Below are 16,396 nucleotides of genomic sequence, written 5' to 3' on the forward strand. Positions count from 1 at the left end.
TTCGTGTACGTACTGAAGACAACCGCTGGAGACGCCCGGTGAGTTCCCCAGATCCGCAGGTTCGCGCAGCGCGAAACCCTTCCCCCTCAGCAGCGCGGGGTCCCGTAGTCGCGGTCACCGGTGCCGCGGCCGGAATCGGCGCGCTGCTCACCGCGCGGCTCGCCGCATCCGAGGAGATCAAGCAGGTCATCGCCATCGACGAGCGCCGGGGCGAGGTGTCCGAGGCCACCTGGCACATCCTGGACGTGCGCGACCCGGCGATCGCCGAGAAGCTGCGCGGCGCCGACGTCGTCGTCCACCTGGCGCTCGACCTCGACCTGGAGACCGACGCGGCCGCCCGTACGGCGTACAACGTCCGCGGTACGCAGACCGTGCTGACCGCCGCCGCGGCGGCCGGGGTCCACCGGGTCGTGCTGTGCACCTCGGCCATGGTCTACGGAGCGCTGCCCGACAACGACATCCCCCTCTCCGAGGACGCCGAGCTGCGCGCCACCGCCGAGGCGACCGGCGTCGGCGACCTGCTGGAGATCGAGCGCCTGGGCCGCCGCGCCCCGCGCGCCCACCCCGGGCTCAACGTCACGGTGGTAAGGCCCGCCGTCCTGGTCGGCGGTACTGACACCGCCCTGACCCGGTACTTCGAGTCGCCGCGCCTCCTGGTGGTCGCCGGATCCCGTCCGACCTGGCAGTTCTGCCATGTCGAGGACCTGTGCAGCGCTCTGGAGTACGCGGCTCTGGAAAAGGTCGACGGCGAGTTCGCGGTGGGCTGCGACGGGTGGCTGGAACAGGAGGAGGTCGAGGAGCTCAGCGGCATCCGGCGGATGGAGCTGCCCTCGGCGGTCGCGCTCGGCGCCGCCGCCCGGCTGCACCGGATCGGGCTCACCCCGTCCCCGGCGGGCGACCTGGCGTACACGATGCACCCCTGGGTGGTCAGCGTCGGGCGGCTGCACGACGCGGGGTGGCGGCCCCAGTGGACCAACGAGGAGGTCCTCGCGGAGCTCCTGGAGGAGGCCGCGGGACGACACACCGTGGCGGGGCGCCGGCTGGGCCGGAAGGACGCAACCGCCGCCGGGGCCGCCGGAGCGACGGTCGCCCTGCTCGGAGCGGCCGCGGCGATCCGCCGCGCCCGCAAGCGCCGAGGGCTGTAGGACCCTCCTACGGAGGGTGTCGGTGACGGGGTGAAAGAGCTATACCGCGATGTCAGTGCGGTACGGCACGATGGGTCCATGGCACAGACCCACCCCGATCACCCCGGCGAGCTGGCGGCGGACGACCCGATCCGGCTGCTCGAGATCCGTGACACCCCGCTCTCCCTGGACGAGGTGTTCCGCGCCGTGGGAGACCCCTCGGCGGGCGGCACCGCGCTCTTCGTCGGCACCGTGCGCGATCACGACGGCGGCGCCGACGTGGCGGCGCTCGGGTACTCGTGCCATCCGACGGCCGAGGCGGAGATGCGCCGAGTGGCCGACAAGGTCGTCGCCGAGTTCCCGGTCCGCGCGCTGGCGGCCGTCCACCGGGTGGGCGAACTGGGCGTGGGCGATCTGGCGGTCGTCGTGGCGGTCTCCTGTCCGCACCGGGGAGAGGCGTTCGCGGCGTGCCGCAAGCTGATCGACGACCTGAAACACGAGGTCCCGATCTGGAAGCACCAGCAGTTCTCCGACGGCACGGACGAATGGGTCGGCGCCTGCTGACCCTCCGGGCCGCCTCCAACGGGTGAACGGGCCGCCCCGCCAGGGTGTCTGAAACCCTGTCGGGGGGATCCGCCCCGATTTGCGTAACCGCACCCCTGCCGCGAGCGTTGATCTCGCAGATGGTTAATCTGCTGATCTGTCAGTTGCGGTAGCTCATCTGGGGACGGGAGGACGGAATGGCTGCACTCACATGGCTGCTGATTCCGCTTTTCGCTGCTGTCGGCGCGGCGATATGGGCGAGCTGGGCCGCCCGCAACCGCACGACCGGCGACGTCGCGGAACTCGCCGGCTACAGCCGGTTCCGCGAGGCGATGGAGAAGTCCCAAGCCGGAACCGAGCCCGCCTGACCCCCTTCGGCGCGCCTCTCGCGCCCCGGCCGGTACGAGGATGCCCACCCTCCCCGTACGGACCGGCCCCGGCGGTGCACTGACAGGCACGTCCCGTACTGTCGTTCCATGCCACGCCGCACCGCGACGATGCTCGCCTCCACCTTGATCCTGATCGCGCTGCTCTGCGCAGGCGTCCTCATCAAAGTGCCGTACTCGGAGATGTCGCCCGGCCCCACGGTGAACACCCTCGGCGAGGCGCGTGGCGAGCCGGTGCTGCAGATCTCCGGGCACAAGACCTACCCGACGACCGGTCACCTCAACATGACGACGGTCAGGGTCACCGGTGCGGGCTACAACATGAACCTGGTCGAGGCGGTCTACGGCTGGCTGGCCCACGACAACAAGGTCGTGCCGCACGACACGCTCTACCCGGACGGCAAGACCGAGGAGCAGTCCTCGCAGGAGAACGCCGAGGAGTTCAGCCAGTCCCAGGAGAGCGCCAAGGTCGCCGCGCTCAAGGAGCTGAAGATCCCGGTGAAGTCCCGGGTCGTCGTGGCGTCCGTGGTCAAGGACAGCCCGGCCGAGAACAAGCTGCACGCGGGCGATGTGATCAGGTCCGTCGACGGCTCGCCCGTCAAGGAGCCCGCGGACGTGGCGAAGCTGGTCACCAAGCACCGCCCGGGCCAGAACGTGGTCTTCTCGGTCGTCCCGGCCAAGGAGGCGGCCGCGGCGGAGAAGGCGGGCAAGGAGCCCGGGGGCGCCGAGAACGTCACGATCACCACGGAGAAGGCCAAGGACGCCGACCGGGCGATCGTCGGGATCCAGGCCGGGACCGACCACACCTTCCCGTTCTCCATCGACATCAAGCTCGCCGACGTCGGCGGCCCGAGCGCGGGTCTGATGTTCGCCCTCGGCATCGTCGACAAGCTCACCCCCGGTGATCTGACCGGCGGCAAGTTCATCGCCGGTACGGGGACGATCGACGACGCGGGCAAGGTCGGCCCGATCGGCGGCATCGAGATGAAGCTGATCGGCGCGCGCGGCGCGGGCGCCCGCTACTTCCTGACGCCCGCCGAGAACTGCGCGGCGGCCGCCTCGGACACGCCGGGCGGGCTGACCCTGGTGAAGGTCTCCACCATCGACGACGCGACCAAGGCGCTGGAGAAGATCCGCAAGGGGGACACGGCCGGTCTGCCGAGCTGCTCGGCGAAGTGACCGGCCGCGCCCACGCGCGCGTGGGCGCACCCTGCCCGTAGTTCCGGTGCTGGTGCCGCTGCCGCGTGCTAGTCGGCGAAGGTCGCCGAGAGCGCCTCGGCGAGGCCCGGGACCAGACCGGCGCCGGTGAGCACCTCGGTCGGCGAGTCCTTCTCGCGCAGCCGTACGGCCGAGTCGCGGGCGCCGTCGCGCAGCACCGCCACGGTCATCCGGACCTCCTGGCGGTCCGGGTGCTTGGCCACCCACTTCGCCAGCTGCTTGTCGTTCAGGCCCTCGGGCACGGACGTCTCGGCCGACGGCGGAAGCATCAGGCGCTCCACGGTCAGCGCGCAGCCGACCACCGCGTCCGGCCAGGCGATGGTGCCGAGGAACTCGTCGAGGGCCTGGCCGGCCGGGATCTCGTCCTGCTCGATCGGGGTCAGGGGCGCGGCCGCGTCGCCCTGGTCGAGGCCGAGCTGGGCGGCGAGCCCCGGCTCCTGGGTACGGAGCTTGGCGGTGTCGACGAGGGCGAACAGGCGGGCCGGCTGGTCCCAGCCGAGGCCGGAGGCGTACTCGTCGATTTCGAGCACGGCGCGGGTGGGGGGCCGGAGGGGGAAACGTTGGACATGAGCAACATCCTGCCCTCTTTCACCCCCGAATCGGGAACTGAGTAAAGCCTCAGTAAGTTGCATGAGTGGGCTCTACGATCGCGGGGCCTGCTCAATCGACAGCGAACTTCGAGGTGCGCACCTTGGCTTTCCAGATGCCGGACCGCGGCGGAGGCCCGTCCGGGCCACGGATCAGAGTCGGCCGGCCGTCCCGCCGGGTCCGGACCCTGCTCATGACACTGGGCATCCTGGCCGTGCTGGCCATGGCGTTCGTCATGTTCGCCGGGTTCTGGACGGACTGGCTCTGGTACCGCTCGGTGCACTATTCATCCGTCTTCACCACCACCCTGTGGACCAAGATCGGTCTCTTCTCGTTCTTCGGCGTAGTGATGGCCGCGGCCGTCGGCCTGAACATCTGGCTGGCGCACCGGCTGCGGCCGCCGCTCAGCGCGATGTCGCTGGAGCAGCAGAGCCTCGACCGCTACCGGATGGGCATCGCCCCGTTCAAGAAGTGGCTGCTCCTGGGAATCACGGCGCTCGTCGGCCTGATCGCCGGAGCCTCCGCCTCCGGGCAGTGGCGCACCTGGCTGCTGTGGGTCAACGGGGTGCCGTTCGGGCAGAAGGACCCCCAGTTCCACCTGGACGTGTCCTTCTACGCCTTCGACCTGCCCTGGTACCGGTTCCTGGTCGGCTTCGGCTTCGCGGCCACCGTGCTCTCGCTGATCGCCGCCGCCCTGACGCACTACCTGTACGGCGGGCTGCGGATCACCAGCCCCGGCGCGCGCGCCACGGGCGCGGCCACCGGGCACCTTTCGGTGCTGCTCGGCGTCTTCGTCGCCCTCAAGGCCGTGGCGTACTGGCTGGACAGGTACGGGCTCGCGGTGAAGTCCAGCGACTTCAAGGCCAGCAGTAACTGGACGGGCCTGCGGTACGTGGACGCCAACGCCTACCTTCCGGCGAAGACGATCCTGTTCTGCATCGCCGTCATCTGCGCGCTGCTCTTCTTCGCGACGCTGTGGCGCCGCACCTGGCAGCTCCCGGTGATCGGCTTCGGCCTGATGGTCCTCTCGGCGATCCTGATCGGCGGGCTCTACCCGGCGATCGTCCAGAAGTTCCAGGTCCAGCCGAACGAGCAGGCCAAGGAAGCGCCGTACATCCAGAAGAACATCGACGCCACCCGCAAGGCGTACGGCATCGACGCCACCGAGGTGCGGGACTACAAGGGGACGACGGCGGTGGAGGCCAACGCCAAGCTGCGCGCCGACGCCGACACGGCCGCCAGCTACCGGCTGATCGACCCCAATGTCGTCACCCCCGCCTTCCAGCAGCTCCAGCAGGAGCGCAAGTACTACCAGTTCGCCGTACCGCTGGACGTGGACCGCTACACGGACAAGGACGGCAAGGAGCAGGACACGGTCGTCGGTCTGCGCGAGCTGAACCTCAACGGCATCGACAAGCGCAACTGGATCAACGACCACTTCACCTACACCCACGGCTACGGAGTGATCGCGGCCAAGGGCACCAGCGTGGACTCGACGGGCTCCCCGGACTTCACCCAGTCCGGTCTGCCCACCACGGGCCAGCTCGGTGAGTACGAGCAGCGGATCTACTACGGCGAGAAGACCGAGCAGTACTCGATCGTCGGCGGTCCGCAGAAGGAGCTCGACTACGAGTCCGAGGGCAAGGGCCAGAAGACGACGAGCTTCAAGGGCAAGGGCGGGGTCAGCCTGTCCAACCCCTTCAACCGCGCCGCGTACGCGGTGGCCTTCAGCGAGCCGCAGATCCTGTACTCGGGAGCCATCGGCGAGGGCTCGAAGATCCTCTACAACCGCACCCCGAAGCAGCGCGTGGAGGCGGTCGCCCCGTGGCTGACCATCGACGGCGACCCGTACCCCGCCAAGATCGGCAAGCGGATCCAGTGGGTGGTCGACGCGTACACCACGACCAACGGCTATCCCTACGCCTCGCGTACGACGCTCGGTGAGACGACGGCGGACTCGCTGACCACCCGCCAGCGCGCGGTGGTGGCGCAGCAGAACCAGGTCAACTACATCCGCAACTCGGTGAAGGCCACCGTCGACGCGTACGACGGCACGGTCACGCTGTACCAGTGGGACACCAAGGACCCGGTCCTGAAGACCTGGATGAAGGCGTTCCCGGGCACGGTGAAGTCGAAGGCCGACATCCCCGGGGAGCTGCTGGCCCATCTGCGGTACCCGCAGGACATGTTCAAGGTCCAGCGCGAGCTGCTGACCCGGTACCACGTCACCGACCCCGTGCAGTTCTACAGCGGCAGTGACGCCTGGCAGGTGCCGGACGACCCGACCAACAAGGACGGCGTCGCGGTACCGCCGTACTACCTGTCGATGAAGATGCCGGGCGCCGAGACCCAGGGGAACAAGTTCTCCCTGACCACGACGTTCACGCCGAACGGACGGCCCAACCTGGGCGGGTTCATGGCGATCGACGCGGACGCGGCCAGCAAGGACTACGGCACGATCAGACTGCTCAGAGTCACGGACAACGTCCAGGGCCCACAGCAGGTGCAGAGCAAGCTGAACGGTCTGCCGGAGGTCGCCGAGTTCGTGCGGAACCTGCGCGGCAGCGACTCCGAGATCGACTACGGCAATCTGCTGACCGTGCCGCTGGGCGGCGGGTTCCTGTACATCGAGCCGGTGTACGCGCGCGGTGGCTCCGCCAACTACCCCCTCCTGAAGAAGGTCGGCGTCTCCTACGGGGACAAGACCGTGTTCAAGGACACCCTGGCGCAGGCACTGAACGCGGTGTTCGGCGTCGACGGGGCCGAGCCGCCCGCGACCAAGCCGCCCGCCGACACCACCAAGCCGCCGTCCACCGGGACGAACGCCACGGTGGAGCAGGCCATCAAGGACGCGCAGAAGGCGTACGACGACGGCCAGAAGGCGCTGCAGAAGGGCGACTTCGCGGCGTACGGCAAGGCCCAGCAGGAGCTCCAGGCGGCGCTTCAGCGGGCCGCCGACGCCGAGTCCAAGGCCAAGGGATCCTCCGGAGGATCCCCGGCCGGCGGCTCCACCGGGGGAGGAAGCGGCTGAGCGGCGACCCCGGCGGCCGGTAATCCGGTCGGGCTCCGTTCCGCGTCGTGATACGTTGTATTCACCGACGCGGGGTGGAGCAGCTCGGTAGCTCGCTGGGCTCATAACCCAGAGGTCGCAGGTTCAAATCCTGTCCCCGCTACTGACAGACGAGGGCCCGGATCCATCAGGATCCGGGCCCTCGTCGATTTGCGTGTCCGGATGTGCCCCTGCTGCGTTTGGCTTATCTCTCTGTGGGCATGTCGACAAAACGCTGAAGTGACCTCACTGGCTGCGGTATACCAGGTGTACGCGGGTTGCGGGTGGTGCGACGATGGTATTTATGGGGGACAGGGCAACTCTGTTGGAGACAGGGCGGTTTGCGCAGATGCGCTCCGATGACGCCGCCGATGCCGAGACCGAGGCACGGCACCGGCGTGCTGCCGACGGCGGCGACGCCGCGTCCATGAGCGTTCTCGGATCCCTGCTGCTGCGCCGCGGCGACCTCGACAGCGCCGAGCCCTATCTGCGGGGCGCCACCGCCGAGGGCGACCGCGCCGCGGCCAACAACCTGGGCGTGCTGCTGCACCAGCGCGGGTACGCGGACGAGGCGGCCGGGTGGTGGCGCATCGCCGCCGTCGCGGGCTCCGCCGCCGCGGCGCACGCGCTGGGCCGCCACTACCGCGAGCGCGGCGACGAGCCGGCGGCCGAGTACTGGCTGCGCCAGTCCGCCGAGCAGGGCCACGCGCTGGGGGCGTACGCCCTCGCGGACCTGCTGGAGCACCGTAGCGACGTGGGCGCCGAGCGCTGGCTGCGCGCTGCCGCCGAGCAGGGGCACCGGGAGGCCGCGTACCGCCTCGCCCGGCTCATCGACCAGCGGGCCGAGCGTGACAGTGGCGAGCCTGACATCGCTGTCGAGACGGAGACGGACACCGAGGCCGGGGGGGCCGAGGCGGAGCAGTGGTACCGCCAGGCCGCCGCGCGCGGGCACCGGCGGGCCGCGCTGCACCTCGGCGCGATCCTGGAGAAGCGCGGCGAGCTGAAGGAGGCCGGGCGCTGGTATCTGACCTCGGCCAAGGACGGCGAGGCCAAGGCGGCCTGCGCGCTCGGGTTCCTGCTGCGGGACGCGGGCGACGAGGAGAGCGCGGCCGTGTGGTGGCTGCGGGCCGCCCAGGACGGCGACGGCAACGCCGCCAACGCGCTGGGCGCGCTGCACGCGGCCCGGGGCGAGCCGCAGACCGCCGAGCGCTGGTACCGGGCCGCGATGGACGCCGGGGACGACAACGGGGCGTACAACCTGGCGCTGCTCTGCGCCGCCCAGGAGCGGACGGCGCAGGCCGAGCAGTGGTACCGCCGGGCCGCCTACGCGGGGCACCGCGAGGCGGCCAACGCGCTCGCCGTGCTGCTGCTCCAGGCCGGTGACGCGACCGGCGCCGAGCCGTGGTTCTCCAAGGCGGCCGAGGCGGGCAGCGTGGACGCGGCCTTCAACCTGGGCATCCTCTTCGCCAGCCGCGACGACGACCGCGCCGCCCTGCAGTGGTACGAGCGGGCGGCGGCGGCCGGGCACACCGAGGCGGCCCTCCAGGTCGGCATGGCGCTGCTCAGGGACGGCGAGGAGGCCGCCGCCGAGCGGCATCTGCGGTGCGCGGCGGGCGGCGGCAGCGCGGAGGCGGCGTTCCGCCTGGCCACCGTCCTCGACGCGCGCCAGCCGCCGCCGGGCGCGCCGGTGCTCGGCGAGCCGGTGGCCGAGAAGACGGAGTGCGAGGAGTGGTACGAGCGGGCCGCCGCACAGGGGCACCGGCGTGCCCAGGTGCGGGTGGGCATGCTCGCGGCGGCCCGGGGCGACCAGGAGGGCGCCGCGCGCTGGTACCGGGAGGCGGCCGAGGCGGGCAGCCGCAACGGCGCCTTCAACCTCGGGCTGCTGCTGGCCCGCGAGGGGCGGGAGCGGGAGGCCGCGCTGTGGTGGACCCGGGCCGCCCACGCGGGGCACGGGCGGGCCGCGCTGCGGCTCGCGCTGCTCGCCGCGCGGTGCGGGGAACTGGCGGAGGGGCAGCGGTGGTGTGCGCGGGCGGTGGAGCTCGGACCGGCCGAGGTGGCGGAGCGGGCGGCGCGGCTGCGGGAGGCGCTGCACCAGGAGCTGACGGCGTAGGCGCCGCGCAAGCGGGGGTGCGCCAATCGGGTTTGCGCTGGTCGGCGGGGTGACGTACTGTTGGGTTCACCGACGCGGGGTGGAGCAGCTCGGTAGCTCGCTGGGCTCATAACCCAGAGGTCGCAGGTTCAAATCCTGTCCCCGCTACCAAGTATTCAGGGCCCGGATCCAATGGATCCGGGCCCTGAGTCGTTTCCGGGTACCGGCCGCGTACGGGACGGCGTCGACCGCCCCCGTACCGCCGGCCGCTCTAGGCCTTCGCGCAGTCCGGGCAGACGCCCCGGTACGTGACCTCGACGTCGGAAACGGTGAAGCCGAAGCGCTCCGCCGCGGGGAGGTCCGCCAGCGGGTTCCCGTTGGGGTGGACGTCGCGGATCGCGCCGCACCGGGCGCAGACCAGGTGCTGATGGGGCTGGTGCGCGTTCGGGTCGTACCGCTTGGCGCGGCGGTCCGTGGAGACCTCGATGACCTCACCGAGCGTCACCATCTCACCCAGCGTGTTGTAGACGGTCGCCCGGGAGATCTCGGGGAGCTTGGCCACCGCGCGCGCGTGGACCTCGTCCGCCGTCAGATGCATGTGGTCCCCGTCGAGGACCTCGGCCACGACACGCCGCTGGGCGGTCATGCGCCAGCCGCGTCCGCGAAGTCGTTCCAACAGGTCACTCATAAGGGCCAGCCTAACAGCCGGGGGAGCGTATCCCGAACGGGTGTGACTTTGGATGGTCACTTGACTTAGACAATGTCCATTGTAGGATCGGAAACGGCAAACGCCAAGGGACAGGACTCGCAGGTAATGACGCAGGAGGCGCACGTGACGCAGGGACCGCTCACCACGGAGGCCGGCGCGCCGGTGGCCGACAACCAGAACAGCGAGACCGCTGGCGTCGGCGGTCCGGTGCTCGTCCAGGACCAGTCGCTCCTGGAGAAGCTCGCGCACTTCAACCGGGAGCGCATCCCGGAGCGCATAGTCCACGCGCGCGGTGCGGGCGCGTACGGCACGTTCACGGTGACCCGCGACGTCACGCAGTGGACGCGGGCGGGCTTCCTCTCCGAGGTCGGCAAGCAGACCGAGACGTTTCTGCGCTTCTCCACCGTGGCCGGCAACCTCGGCTCCGCCGACGCCGTGCGCGACCCGCGCGGCTTCGCGCTGAAGTTCTACACGGAGGAGGGGAACTACGACCTCGTCGGGAACAACACGCCCGTCTTCTTCATCAAGGACGCCATCAAGTTCCCCGACTTCATCCACACCCAGAAGCGCGACCCGTACTCGGGCTCCCAGGAGGCCGACAACGTCTGGGACTTCTGGGGGCTGTCGCCCGAGTCCACCCACCAGGTCACCTGGCTCTTCGGTGACCGCGGCATCCCGGCCACGCTGCGCCACATGAACGGGTACGGCTCGCACACGTACCAGTGGAACAACGAGGCGGGCGAGGTCTTCTGGGTCAAGTACCACTTCAAGACCGACCAGGGCATCAAGAACCTCACCCAGGCCGAGGCCAACCAGCTCGCCGGTGAGGACCCGGACAGCCACCAGCGCGACCTGCGCGAGGCCATCGAGCGCGGTGAGTTCCCGAGCTGGACCGTGCAGGTGCAGATCATGCCGGCCGCCGACGCCGCGACCTACCGCTTCAACCCGTTCGACCTCACCAAGGTGTGGCCGCACGAGGACTACCCGCCGATCGAGATCGGCAAGCTGGAGCTCAACCGCAACCCGGAGAACATCTTCGCCGAGGTCGAGCAGTCCATCTTCAGCCCGGCGCACTTCGTGCCCGGCATCGGCCCGTCCCCGGACAAGATGCTCCAGGGCCGCCTCTTCGCGTACGGCGACGCGCACCGCTACCGCGTCGGCATCAACGCCGACCACCTGCCGGTGAACCGCCCGCACGCCACCGAGGCGCGCACCAACAGCCGTGACGGCTACCTGTACGACGGCCGCCACAAGGGCGCGAAGAACTACGAGCCGAACAGCTTCGGCGGCCCGCAGCAGACCGGCCGTCCGCTGTGGCAGCCGGTCGCGGTCACCGACGCGACGGGCAACCACGTCGCCCCGCTGCACGCCGAGGACGACGACTTCGTCCAGGCGGGCAATCTCTACCGGATGTACTCCGAGGACGAGAAGACCCGTCTGATCGAGAACCTGTCCGGGTTCATCGCCAAGGTCTCGCGCGACGACATCGCCGAGCGCGCGATCGAGAACTTCCGCAAGGCGGACGCGGACTTCGGCAAGCGGCTGGAGGCCGCGGTCCAGGCCCTGCGCGGCTGACAGCACTGGATCGCTTGCCGTAGGCAGTCAGAGGGCCGGTTCCCCGCGGGGGCCGGCCCTCTGCGCGTGCGCGGACGGCTCGGCGGACCGGCTCAGCCGACCAGTTCGGCCGGGTGGCGGCGGGTGGGCGCCCAGCAGCGGATGATGTCCCGGACCGAGACGACGCCGACCGGGCCGTGCCCGTCGAGGACGATCAGATGCCGGAAGCCGCCGTGCGACATCGCGTCGGCCGCCTCGTCCAGGGTCCAGCCCGGCGCCGCGAAGACGACGTCGGTGGTGGTGTGCTTGCTCGCGGTCTCCCGGTCCGGGTCCTGGCCCTGGCCGAGGGAGTTGAGGATGTCGCGCTCGGTGAGGATGCCGAGCCCGCTGGTGTCGGGGTCGAGGACGACGGCCGCTCCGACGCGGCGCGCGGCCATCAGCCGGGCCGCCTGGCGGAGAGTGTGCGCGGGTCCGATGGTGAGGACCACCGTGCTCATGGCGTCACGGACGAGCATGGATGGAGCCACCTCCTTGGTGAACCCCCGTGGTCCCGTACGGAGTACGGGAAACGAGAACGGATTCACAAGTTCACAAGTGGGGGGACTCCTAGAGTCGCATCAGGGATGCGCGTCAACAAGAGGGTGGTAGAGGTCAGTTGAGGGGCGCGTAAAAGTACGACCCACGCCCCTCTCGCGCCCCAGCGGCGGGACCGCGCCGGGGACGTGCCTCAGTCCGCCGTGCCCACGTGGTTCAACAGCTCGTCGTGGAGCAGGCCGTTGGAGGCCGCCGCGTTGCCGCTGTGCGGGCCCTCCAGGCCGTCCAGACCGGTGAAGACGCCGCCCGCCTCCTGCACCACGATCACGTTCGCCGCCATGTCCCACAGCGACAGCTCCGGCTCGGCGCAGATGTCCACCGAGCCCTCGGCGACCATCATGTACGGCCAGAAGTCGCCGTACGCGCGCGTGCGCCAGCACGCCCGGGTCAGATCCAGGAAGTCATCCAGCTTGCCGCGCTCCTCCCAGCCGCTCAGCGAGGAGTACGCGAACGAGGCGTCCGAGAGCCTGGACACGCTGGAGACCCGCAGCCGGCTCGCCTGCGACAGGCTGCGGCCGGTGTACGCGCCGTGCCCCTTCGCCGCCCACCAGCGCCGGTTGAGCGCGGGCGCCGACACCACGCCGACCACCGGCCGGTAGCCGCCCTCGCCCGCCTCCATCAGCGCGATCAGCGTCGCCCAGACCGGCACCCCGCGCACGTAGTTCTTCGTACCGTCGATCGGGTCGATCACCCAGCGGCGCGGACCCGTGCCCTCCAGGCCGTACTCCTCGCCCAGGACCGCGTCCCGTGGCCGTGCCCGCTGGAGATGGCCGCGGATCAGCTCCTCGGCGGCCTTGTCGGCCTCGCTCACCGGCGTCATGTCCGGCTTGGTCTCGACCTTGAGGTCGAGCGCCTTGAACCGGTCCATCGTGGCGGCGTCGGCGGCGTCCGCGAGGACGTGGGCGAGACGCAGATCATCGTGGTAGTCGGGCATGGCCACCACCGTATAGACCAGCACCTCCGGCGACCACATGGCCCGGGATGCGGACACCGGCCGGCGCCCCGTACCGCCCGCCGCGGCTATTGACAGTGCGGGGGCGCGCGTCAACTCTGAGGACGGCCCGCTCGCACGGCCCTGGGAGGCGCGATGCCCACAGCGCGGGAAGCCTTACTGGACGCCACACTCTCGGCGCTCACCGCACGGCCCTGGTCGGCGGTGCGGATGGTGGACGTGGCCTCGGCCGCGGGGGTGTCCCGGCAGACGCTCTACAACGAGTTCGGCAGCAAGGAGGGCCTGGCCCGCGCCCTGGTGCGGCGCGAGGCCGACGTCTATCTGCGCGGGGTCGACCGCGTCCTCGCCGAGCGGGCGCTCCCGGCCGACCGGCTGGTCGCGCTAGCCGAGTGGACCGTGCGCTCGGCCCGCACCAGCGCGCTGATCCGGGCGCTGCTCACCGGCTGCTGGGGCGAGCGACTGCCCGCCCCACGGGCTCGCCGCACGCTCGGCGCGCACTCTCCCGTACCGGCGCAGCGGCGCGCGGACGCCGGGGTTCCGGGCCCGTCCGAGCTGGTGGCGACGGTACGGGACCGCTCGCTCGCGGCGCTGGAGAAGGAACTGCCCGCCGTGGAGCCGGTGGAGCTCGCACGCTGCTGCGAGACGGTGGTGCGGCTCGCCCTGTCGTATGTGACGGCACCGGATCCGGGTGCGCCCGGGGCGCCGGGGGGAGGCGCGCACGCGGCCCATGTGCGCGCGGTCCTGGCGCGTACGGCGATGCGGCCGGTGTCCTGAGCCCGGGGCCGCGGCGGTGCGCCGGGCCCGGGACTCAGTGCGCCGAGCCCGAGATCTGGAGGCCGATCACGCCCACGATCACCAGCGAGATCGACACCAGCTTCAGCGTGGAGACCACGTCGTCGAGGAAGACCATGCCGTAGATCGCGGTGCCCGCGGCGCCGATGCCGGTCCACACCGCGTACGCCGGACCCACGTCCAGCTTCTTCAGGGACAGGGTCAGCAGACCGAAGGAGCCGAGCGCGAAGGCCGCGAAGGCGAGGGTCGGGCCGATCCGGGTGAAGCCGTGCGACAGTTTGAGACAGACGGCGAACCCCGTCTCCAGGATTCCGGCGACCACCACCAGCAGCCACGCCATGTCCAGGGCCTCCCGCAATGGATAAGTGACTGCTCGTCAACGCTAGATGCGATTATGCACGGGGCGCCCGTCAGTCGCCCTCGTGGCGCTCCCGGGTGGCGAGCAGCCGGCGCAGCGAGTAGAGCCGGGCCGGGTCGGCGTGCCCCTCCTCGACCCAGGCGTCCAGCGCGCACTCCGCCTCGTCGTGGCTGCACGCGCGCGGGCAGTTCTCGGTGCCGGGCACCAGGTCCGGGAAGGCGAGGATGACCCGGGACGGGTCGACGTGGTGCAGACCGAACGACCGTACGCCCGGAGTGTCGATCACCCAGCCGCCGTCGTCGCTGGCCAGCGGCAGGGCGAGCGCGGAGGTGGTGGTGTGCCGGCCGCGGCCGGTGACCGCGTTGACGTGGCCGGTGACCCGGCGGCGGTCCTCCGGGACCAGCGCGTTGACCAGCGTCGTCTTGCCGACACCGGAGTGGCCGACGAACGCGGTGGCCTTGCCGTCGAGGTGCGCGCGCACCCGGTCCGCCGCGTCGCCGCTGTAGAGCTCCTCGCGCGAGGTGACGACGTGCGGGACGCCCAGCGCCCCGTACATCTCCAGGAGTTCGTCCGCCGGGGCCAGGTCCGACTTGGTGAGCACGAGCAGCGGCGAGAGCCCCGCGTCGTACGCGGCGACCAGACAGCGGTCGATCAGACGCGGGCGCGGCTCGGGGTCCGCGAGGGCGGTGACGATCGCCAGCTGGTCGGCGTTGGCGACGATGACCCGCTCGAACGGGTCGTCGTCGTCTGCCGTGCGGCGCAGCACCGAACTGCGCTCCTGGATGCGGACGATGCGCGCCAGGGTGTCCTTGTCGCCCGAGAGATCGCCGACGATCATGACCCGGTCACCCACCACCGCGGCCTTGCGGCCCAGCTCGCGGGCCTTCATCGCGGTGACCGTGCGGTCCCCGACGAGACAGGTCAGCCGGCCCCGGTCCACGGTGAGGACCATGCCCTCGGAGGCGTCCTCGTGCTTGGGGCGGATGTTGGTACGGGGCCGGTTGCCCTTGCGGTTGGGGCGGACCCGGATGTCGTCCTCGTCGGGGTTCTTGCCGTAGCGGCGCATCTGCTCAGGCCCCGCTCAGTTTCCGGCCCCGGTCAGCATCTCGGTCCACATCCGCGGGAAGTCGGGCAGGGTCTTGGCGGTCGTCGCCACGTTCTCGATCTGGACGCCCTCCACGGCGAGGCCGATGATCGACCCGGCGGTGGCCATCCGGTGGTCGTCGTACGTGTGGAAGATGCCGCCGTGCAGCCGGCGCGGGCGGATGTGCAGGCCGTCGGCGGTCTCGGTGACATCGCCGCCGAGCTCGTTGATCTCCTTGGTGAGCGCCGCCAGGCGGTCCGTCTCGTGCAGCCGCAGATGGGCCACACCGCGCAGCGTCGAGGGCGAGTCGGCCAGTGCCGCGACCGCCGCGATGCCCGGGGTGAGCTCGCCGACCTCGCTCAGGTCCACGTCGATGCCGTGGATCGCGCCGGAGCCGGTGAAGACCAGGCAACGGCCCTCGGCGGTGGCGGTGAGTTCGCAGGAACCGCCCATCTCGGTGAAGATCCGGCGCAGCTGGTCGCCCGGCTGGGTGGTGTGCTCCGGCCAGTCCGGGATGGTCACCTTGCCGCCGGTGATCAGGGCGGCCGCCAGGAACGGCTGCGCGTTGGAGAGGTCCGGCTCGACGGTGAGATCGCGGCCGAGCAGCGCGGACGGGGAGACCCGCCACACGTTCGGCTCGCCGCCGGTCTCGGGTTCGTCCACCTGCGCCCCGACCGAGCGCAGCATGTCGACGGTCATCCGGATGTGCGGCATGGACGGCAGCGTGGCGCCGGTGTGCCGCACCTCCACGCCCTGGTTGAAGCGGGGCGCGGAGAGCAGCAGCGCGGAGACGAACTGGGACGAGGAGGAGGCGTCGATCCGGACCCTGCCGCCGTCGAGGGCGCCGCCGCCGTGGACGGTCAGCGGGAGCGCGCCCCGGCCGTCGTCGTCGATCCGGGCGCCCAGCGCGCGCAGCGCGTCGATCACGCCGTTCAGGGGCCGCTCGTACGAGCGGGGGTCGCCGTCGAAGCGGATGGGGCCGTCGGCGAGGGCGGCGACGGGGGGCAGGAAGCGCATGACCGTACCGGCGTTGCCGACGTCGATCGTGGCGGGGCCGTGCAGACCGGCGGGGATCACGCGCCAGGCCTCGCCGGAGCCGTCGGGGCCCACCCCCTCCTCGATGCCGACGCCGAGGGTGCGCAGTGCCTCCGCCATCAGCAGGGTGTCCCGGGAGCGCAGGGGGCGGCGCAGCCAGCCGGGCTCGGCGGCGAGGGAGGCCAGCACCAGCGCACGGTTGGTGACCGATTTCGATCCTGGCACGGTGACCGTCGCGTCGACGGCTCCGCTCGCGACGGGGGCGGGCCAGAGGGCGGGGTGCACGGGCGTTTCGGTCATGACCCTCACTTTAGTGGGGGG

General features: G+C 71.2%; 15 protein-coding genes and 2 tRNA genes. 10 read left to right on the forward strand and 7 right to left on the reverse strand.

Annotation, left to right across the window (positions count from 1 at the left end):
* The first annotated feature begins 38 nt into the window (after window positions 1-38).
* The 4 genes from A8W25_RS21595 (at window position 39) to A8W25_RS21605 (ending at window position 3,232) form a co-directional block, all read left to right on the forward strand.
* A complete protein-coding gene (locus A8W25_RS21595) occupies window positions 39-1,145 on the forward strand; it encodes an SDR family oxidoreductase (protein WP_067163783.1) in 1,107 nt (368 codons plus the stop codon).
* Between the two features lie 78 nt (window positions 1,146-1,223).
* Window positions 1,224-1,688, forward strand: a complete 465-nt coding sequence (locus A8W25_RS21600; RefSeq protein WP_067163784.1) for a molybdenum cofactor biosynthesis protein MoaE — start codon at window positions 1,224-1,226, stop codon at window positions 1,686-1,688.
* Between the two features lie 176 nt (window positions 1,689-1,864).
* Entirely contained in the window at window positions 1,865-2,035 is a 171-nt protein-coding gene (locus A8W25_RS34485; RefSeq protein WP_180357258.1) for a hypothetical protein, read from the forward strand.
* A 108-nt stretch (window positions 2,036-2,143) separates the two neighbouring features.
* The gene (locus A8W25_RS21605; protein ID WP_067163786.1) at window positions 2,144-3,232 is read left to right on the forward strand and encodes a PDZ domain-containing protein; all 1,089 of its coding nucleotides are present in this window, start codon (window positions 2,144-2,146) and stop codon (window positions 3,230-3,232) included.
* A 68-nt stretch (window positions 3,233-3,300) separates the two neighbouring features.
* Here A8W25_RS21605 and A8W25_RS21610 read toward each other — a convergent pair whose 3' ends face one another.
* Complete coding sequence (locus A8W25_RS21610; RefSeq protein WP_067163787.1) at window positions 3,301-3,801, reverse strand: PPA1309 family protein; 501 nt, start codon at window positions 3,799-3,801, stop codon at window positions 3,301-3,303.
* Window positions 3,802-3,974: 173 nt separating this feature from the next.
* Here A8W25_RS21610 and A8W25_RS21615 point away from each other — a divergent pair, with 173 nt between their 5' ends.
* The 4 genes from A8W25_RS21615 (at window position 3,975) to A8W25_RS21630 (ending at window position 9,168) form a co-directional block, all read left to right on the forward strand.
* Window positions 3,975-6,890 (forward strand): UPF0182 family protein, encoded by a 2,916-nt coding sequence (locus A8W25_RS21615; protein WP_079126231.1) that lies wholly within the window; start codon window positions 3,975-3,977, stop codon window positions 6,888-6,890.
* A gap of 68 nt (window positions 6,891-6,958) precedes the next feature.
* Window positions 6,959-7,032, forward strand: a tRNA-Met gene (locus tag A8W25_RS21620).
* A 171-nt stretch (window positions 7,033-7,203) separates the two neighbouring features.
* Window positions 7,204-9,018, forward strand: a complete 1,815-nt coding sequence (locus A8W25_RS21625; RefSeq protein WP_067163791.1) for a tetratricopeptide repeat protein — start codon at window positions 7,204-7,206, stop codon at window positions 9,016-9,018.
* Window positions 9,019-9,091: 73 nt separating this feature from the next.
* A tRNA-Met gene (locus A8W25_RS21630) sits at window positions 9,092-9,168 on the forward strand.
* Window positions 9,169-9,268: 100 nt separating this feature from the next.
* On the opposite strand, the gene A8W25_RS21635 is transcribed toward A8W25_RS21630, so the two are convergent.
* A complete protein-coding gene (locus A8W25_RS21635; protein ID WP_067163793.1) occupies window positions 9,269-9,685 on the reverse strand; it encodes a Fur family transcriptional regulator in 417 nt (138 codons plus the stop codon).
* Window positions 9,686-9,811: 126 nt separating this feature from the next.
* Here A8W25_RS21635 and A8W25_RS21640 point away from each other — a divergent pair, with 126 nt between their 5' ends.
* On the forward strand, window positions 9,812-11,281 hold the full coding sequence (locus tag A8W25_RS21640; protein WP_067163795.1) for a catalase: 1,470 nt from the start codon (window positions 9,812-9,814) through the stop codon (window positions 11,279-11,281).
* 92 nt (window positions 11,282-11,373) lie between these two features.
* On the opposite strand, the gene A8W25_RS21645 is transcribed toward A8W25_RS21640, so the two are convergent.
* Together A8W25_RS21645 and hisN are read right to left on the reverse strand one after the other, a co-directional pair.
* Window positions 11,374-11,775, reverse strand: a complete 402-nt coding sequence (locus tag A8W25_RS21645; RefSeq protein ID WP_067163796.1) for a cyclic nucleotide-binding/CBS domain-containing protein — start codon at window positions 11,773-11,775, stop codon at window positions 11,374-11,376.
* A 212-nt stretch (window positions 11,776-11,987) separates the two neighbouring features.
* Window positions 11,988-12,788 carry a histidinol-phosphatase gene (hisN, locus tag A8W25_RS21650; protein ID WP_067164327.1) on the reverse strand — a complete coding sequence of 267 codons (801 nt, stop codon included), beginning with the start codon at window positions 12,786-12,788 and terminating at the stop codon, window positions 11,988-11,990.
* Window positions 12,789-12,941: 153 nt separating this feature from the next.
* Between hisN and A8W25_RS21655 the strand changes: the two genes are divergently transcribed.
* Window positions 12,942-13,580, forward strand: a complete 639-nt coding sequence (locus A8W25_RS21655; protein ID WP_067163798.1) for a TetR/AcrR family transcriptional regulator — start codon at window positions 12,942-12,944, stop codon at window positions 13,578-13,580.
* A gap of 34 nt (window positions 13,581-13,614) precedes the next feature.
* Here the strand turns inward: A8W25_RS21655 and A8W25_RS21660 are convergent, their stop codons facing one another.
* From A8W25_RS21660 to aroA, 3 genes are all read right to left on the reverse strand, one after another.
* Window positions 13,615-13,938 carry a DMT family transporter gene (locus A8W25_RS21660; protein WP_067164329.1) on the reverse strand — a complete coding sequence of 108 codons (324 nt, stop codon included), beginning with the start codon at window positions 13,936-13,938 and terminating at the stop codon, window positions 13,615-13,617.
* Between the two features lie 70 nt (window positions 13,939-14,008).
* On the reverse strand, window positions 14,009-15,022 hold the full coding sequence (gene rsgA, locus A8W25_RS21665; RefSeq protein WP_067163800.1) for a ribosome small subunit-dependent GTPase A: 1,014 nt from the start codon (window positions 15,020-15,022) through the stop codon (window positions 14,009-14,011).
* A 15-nt stretch (window positions 15,023-15,037) separates the two neighbouring features.
* Window positions 15,038-16,375, reverse strand: coding sequence for a 3-phosphoshikimate 1-carboxyvinyltransferase (gene aroA / locus A8W25_RS21670; RefSeq protein WP_067163801.1), 1,338 nt, complete (start codon window positions 16,373-16,375; stop codon window positions 15,038-15,040).
* Window positions 16,376-16,396: the final 21 nt, after the last annotated feature.

The sequence above is a fragment of the Streptomyces sp. ERV7 genome, from assembly GCF_001653515.1.
GTDB lineage: Bacteria > Actinomycetota > Actinomycetes > Streptomycetales > Streptomycetaceae > Streptomyces.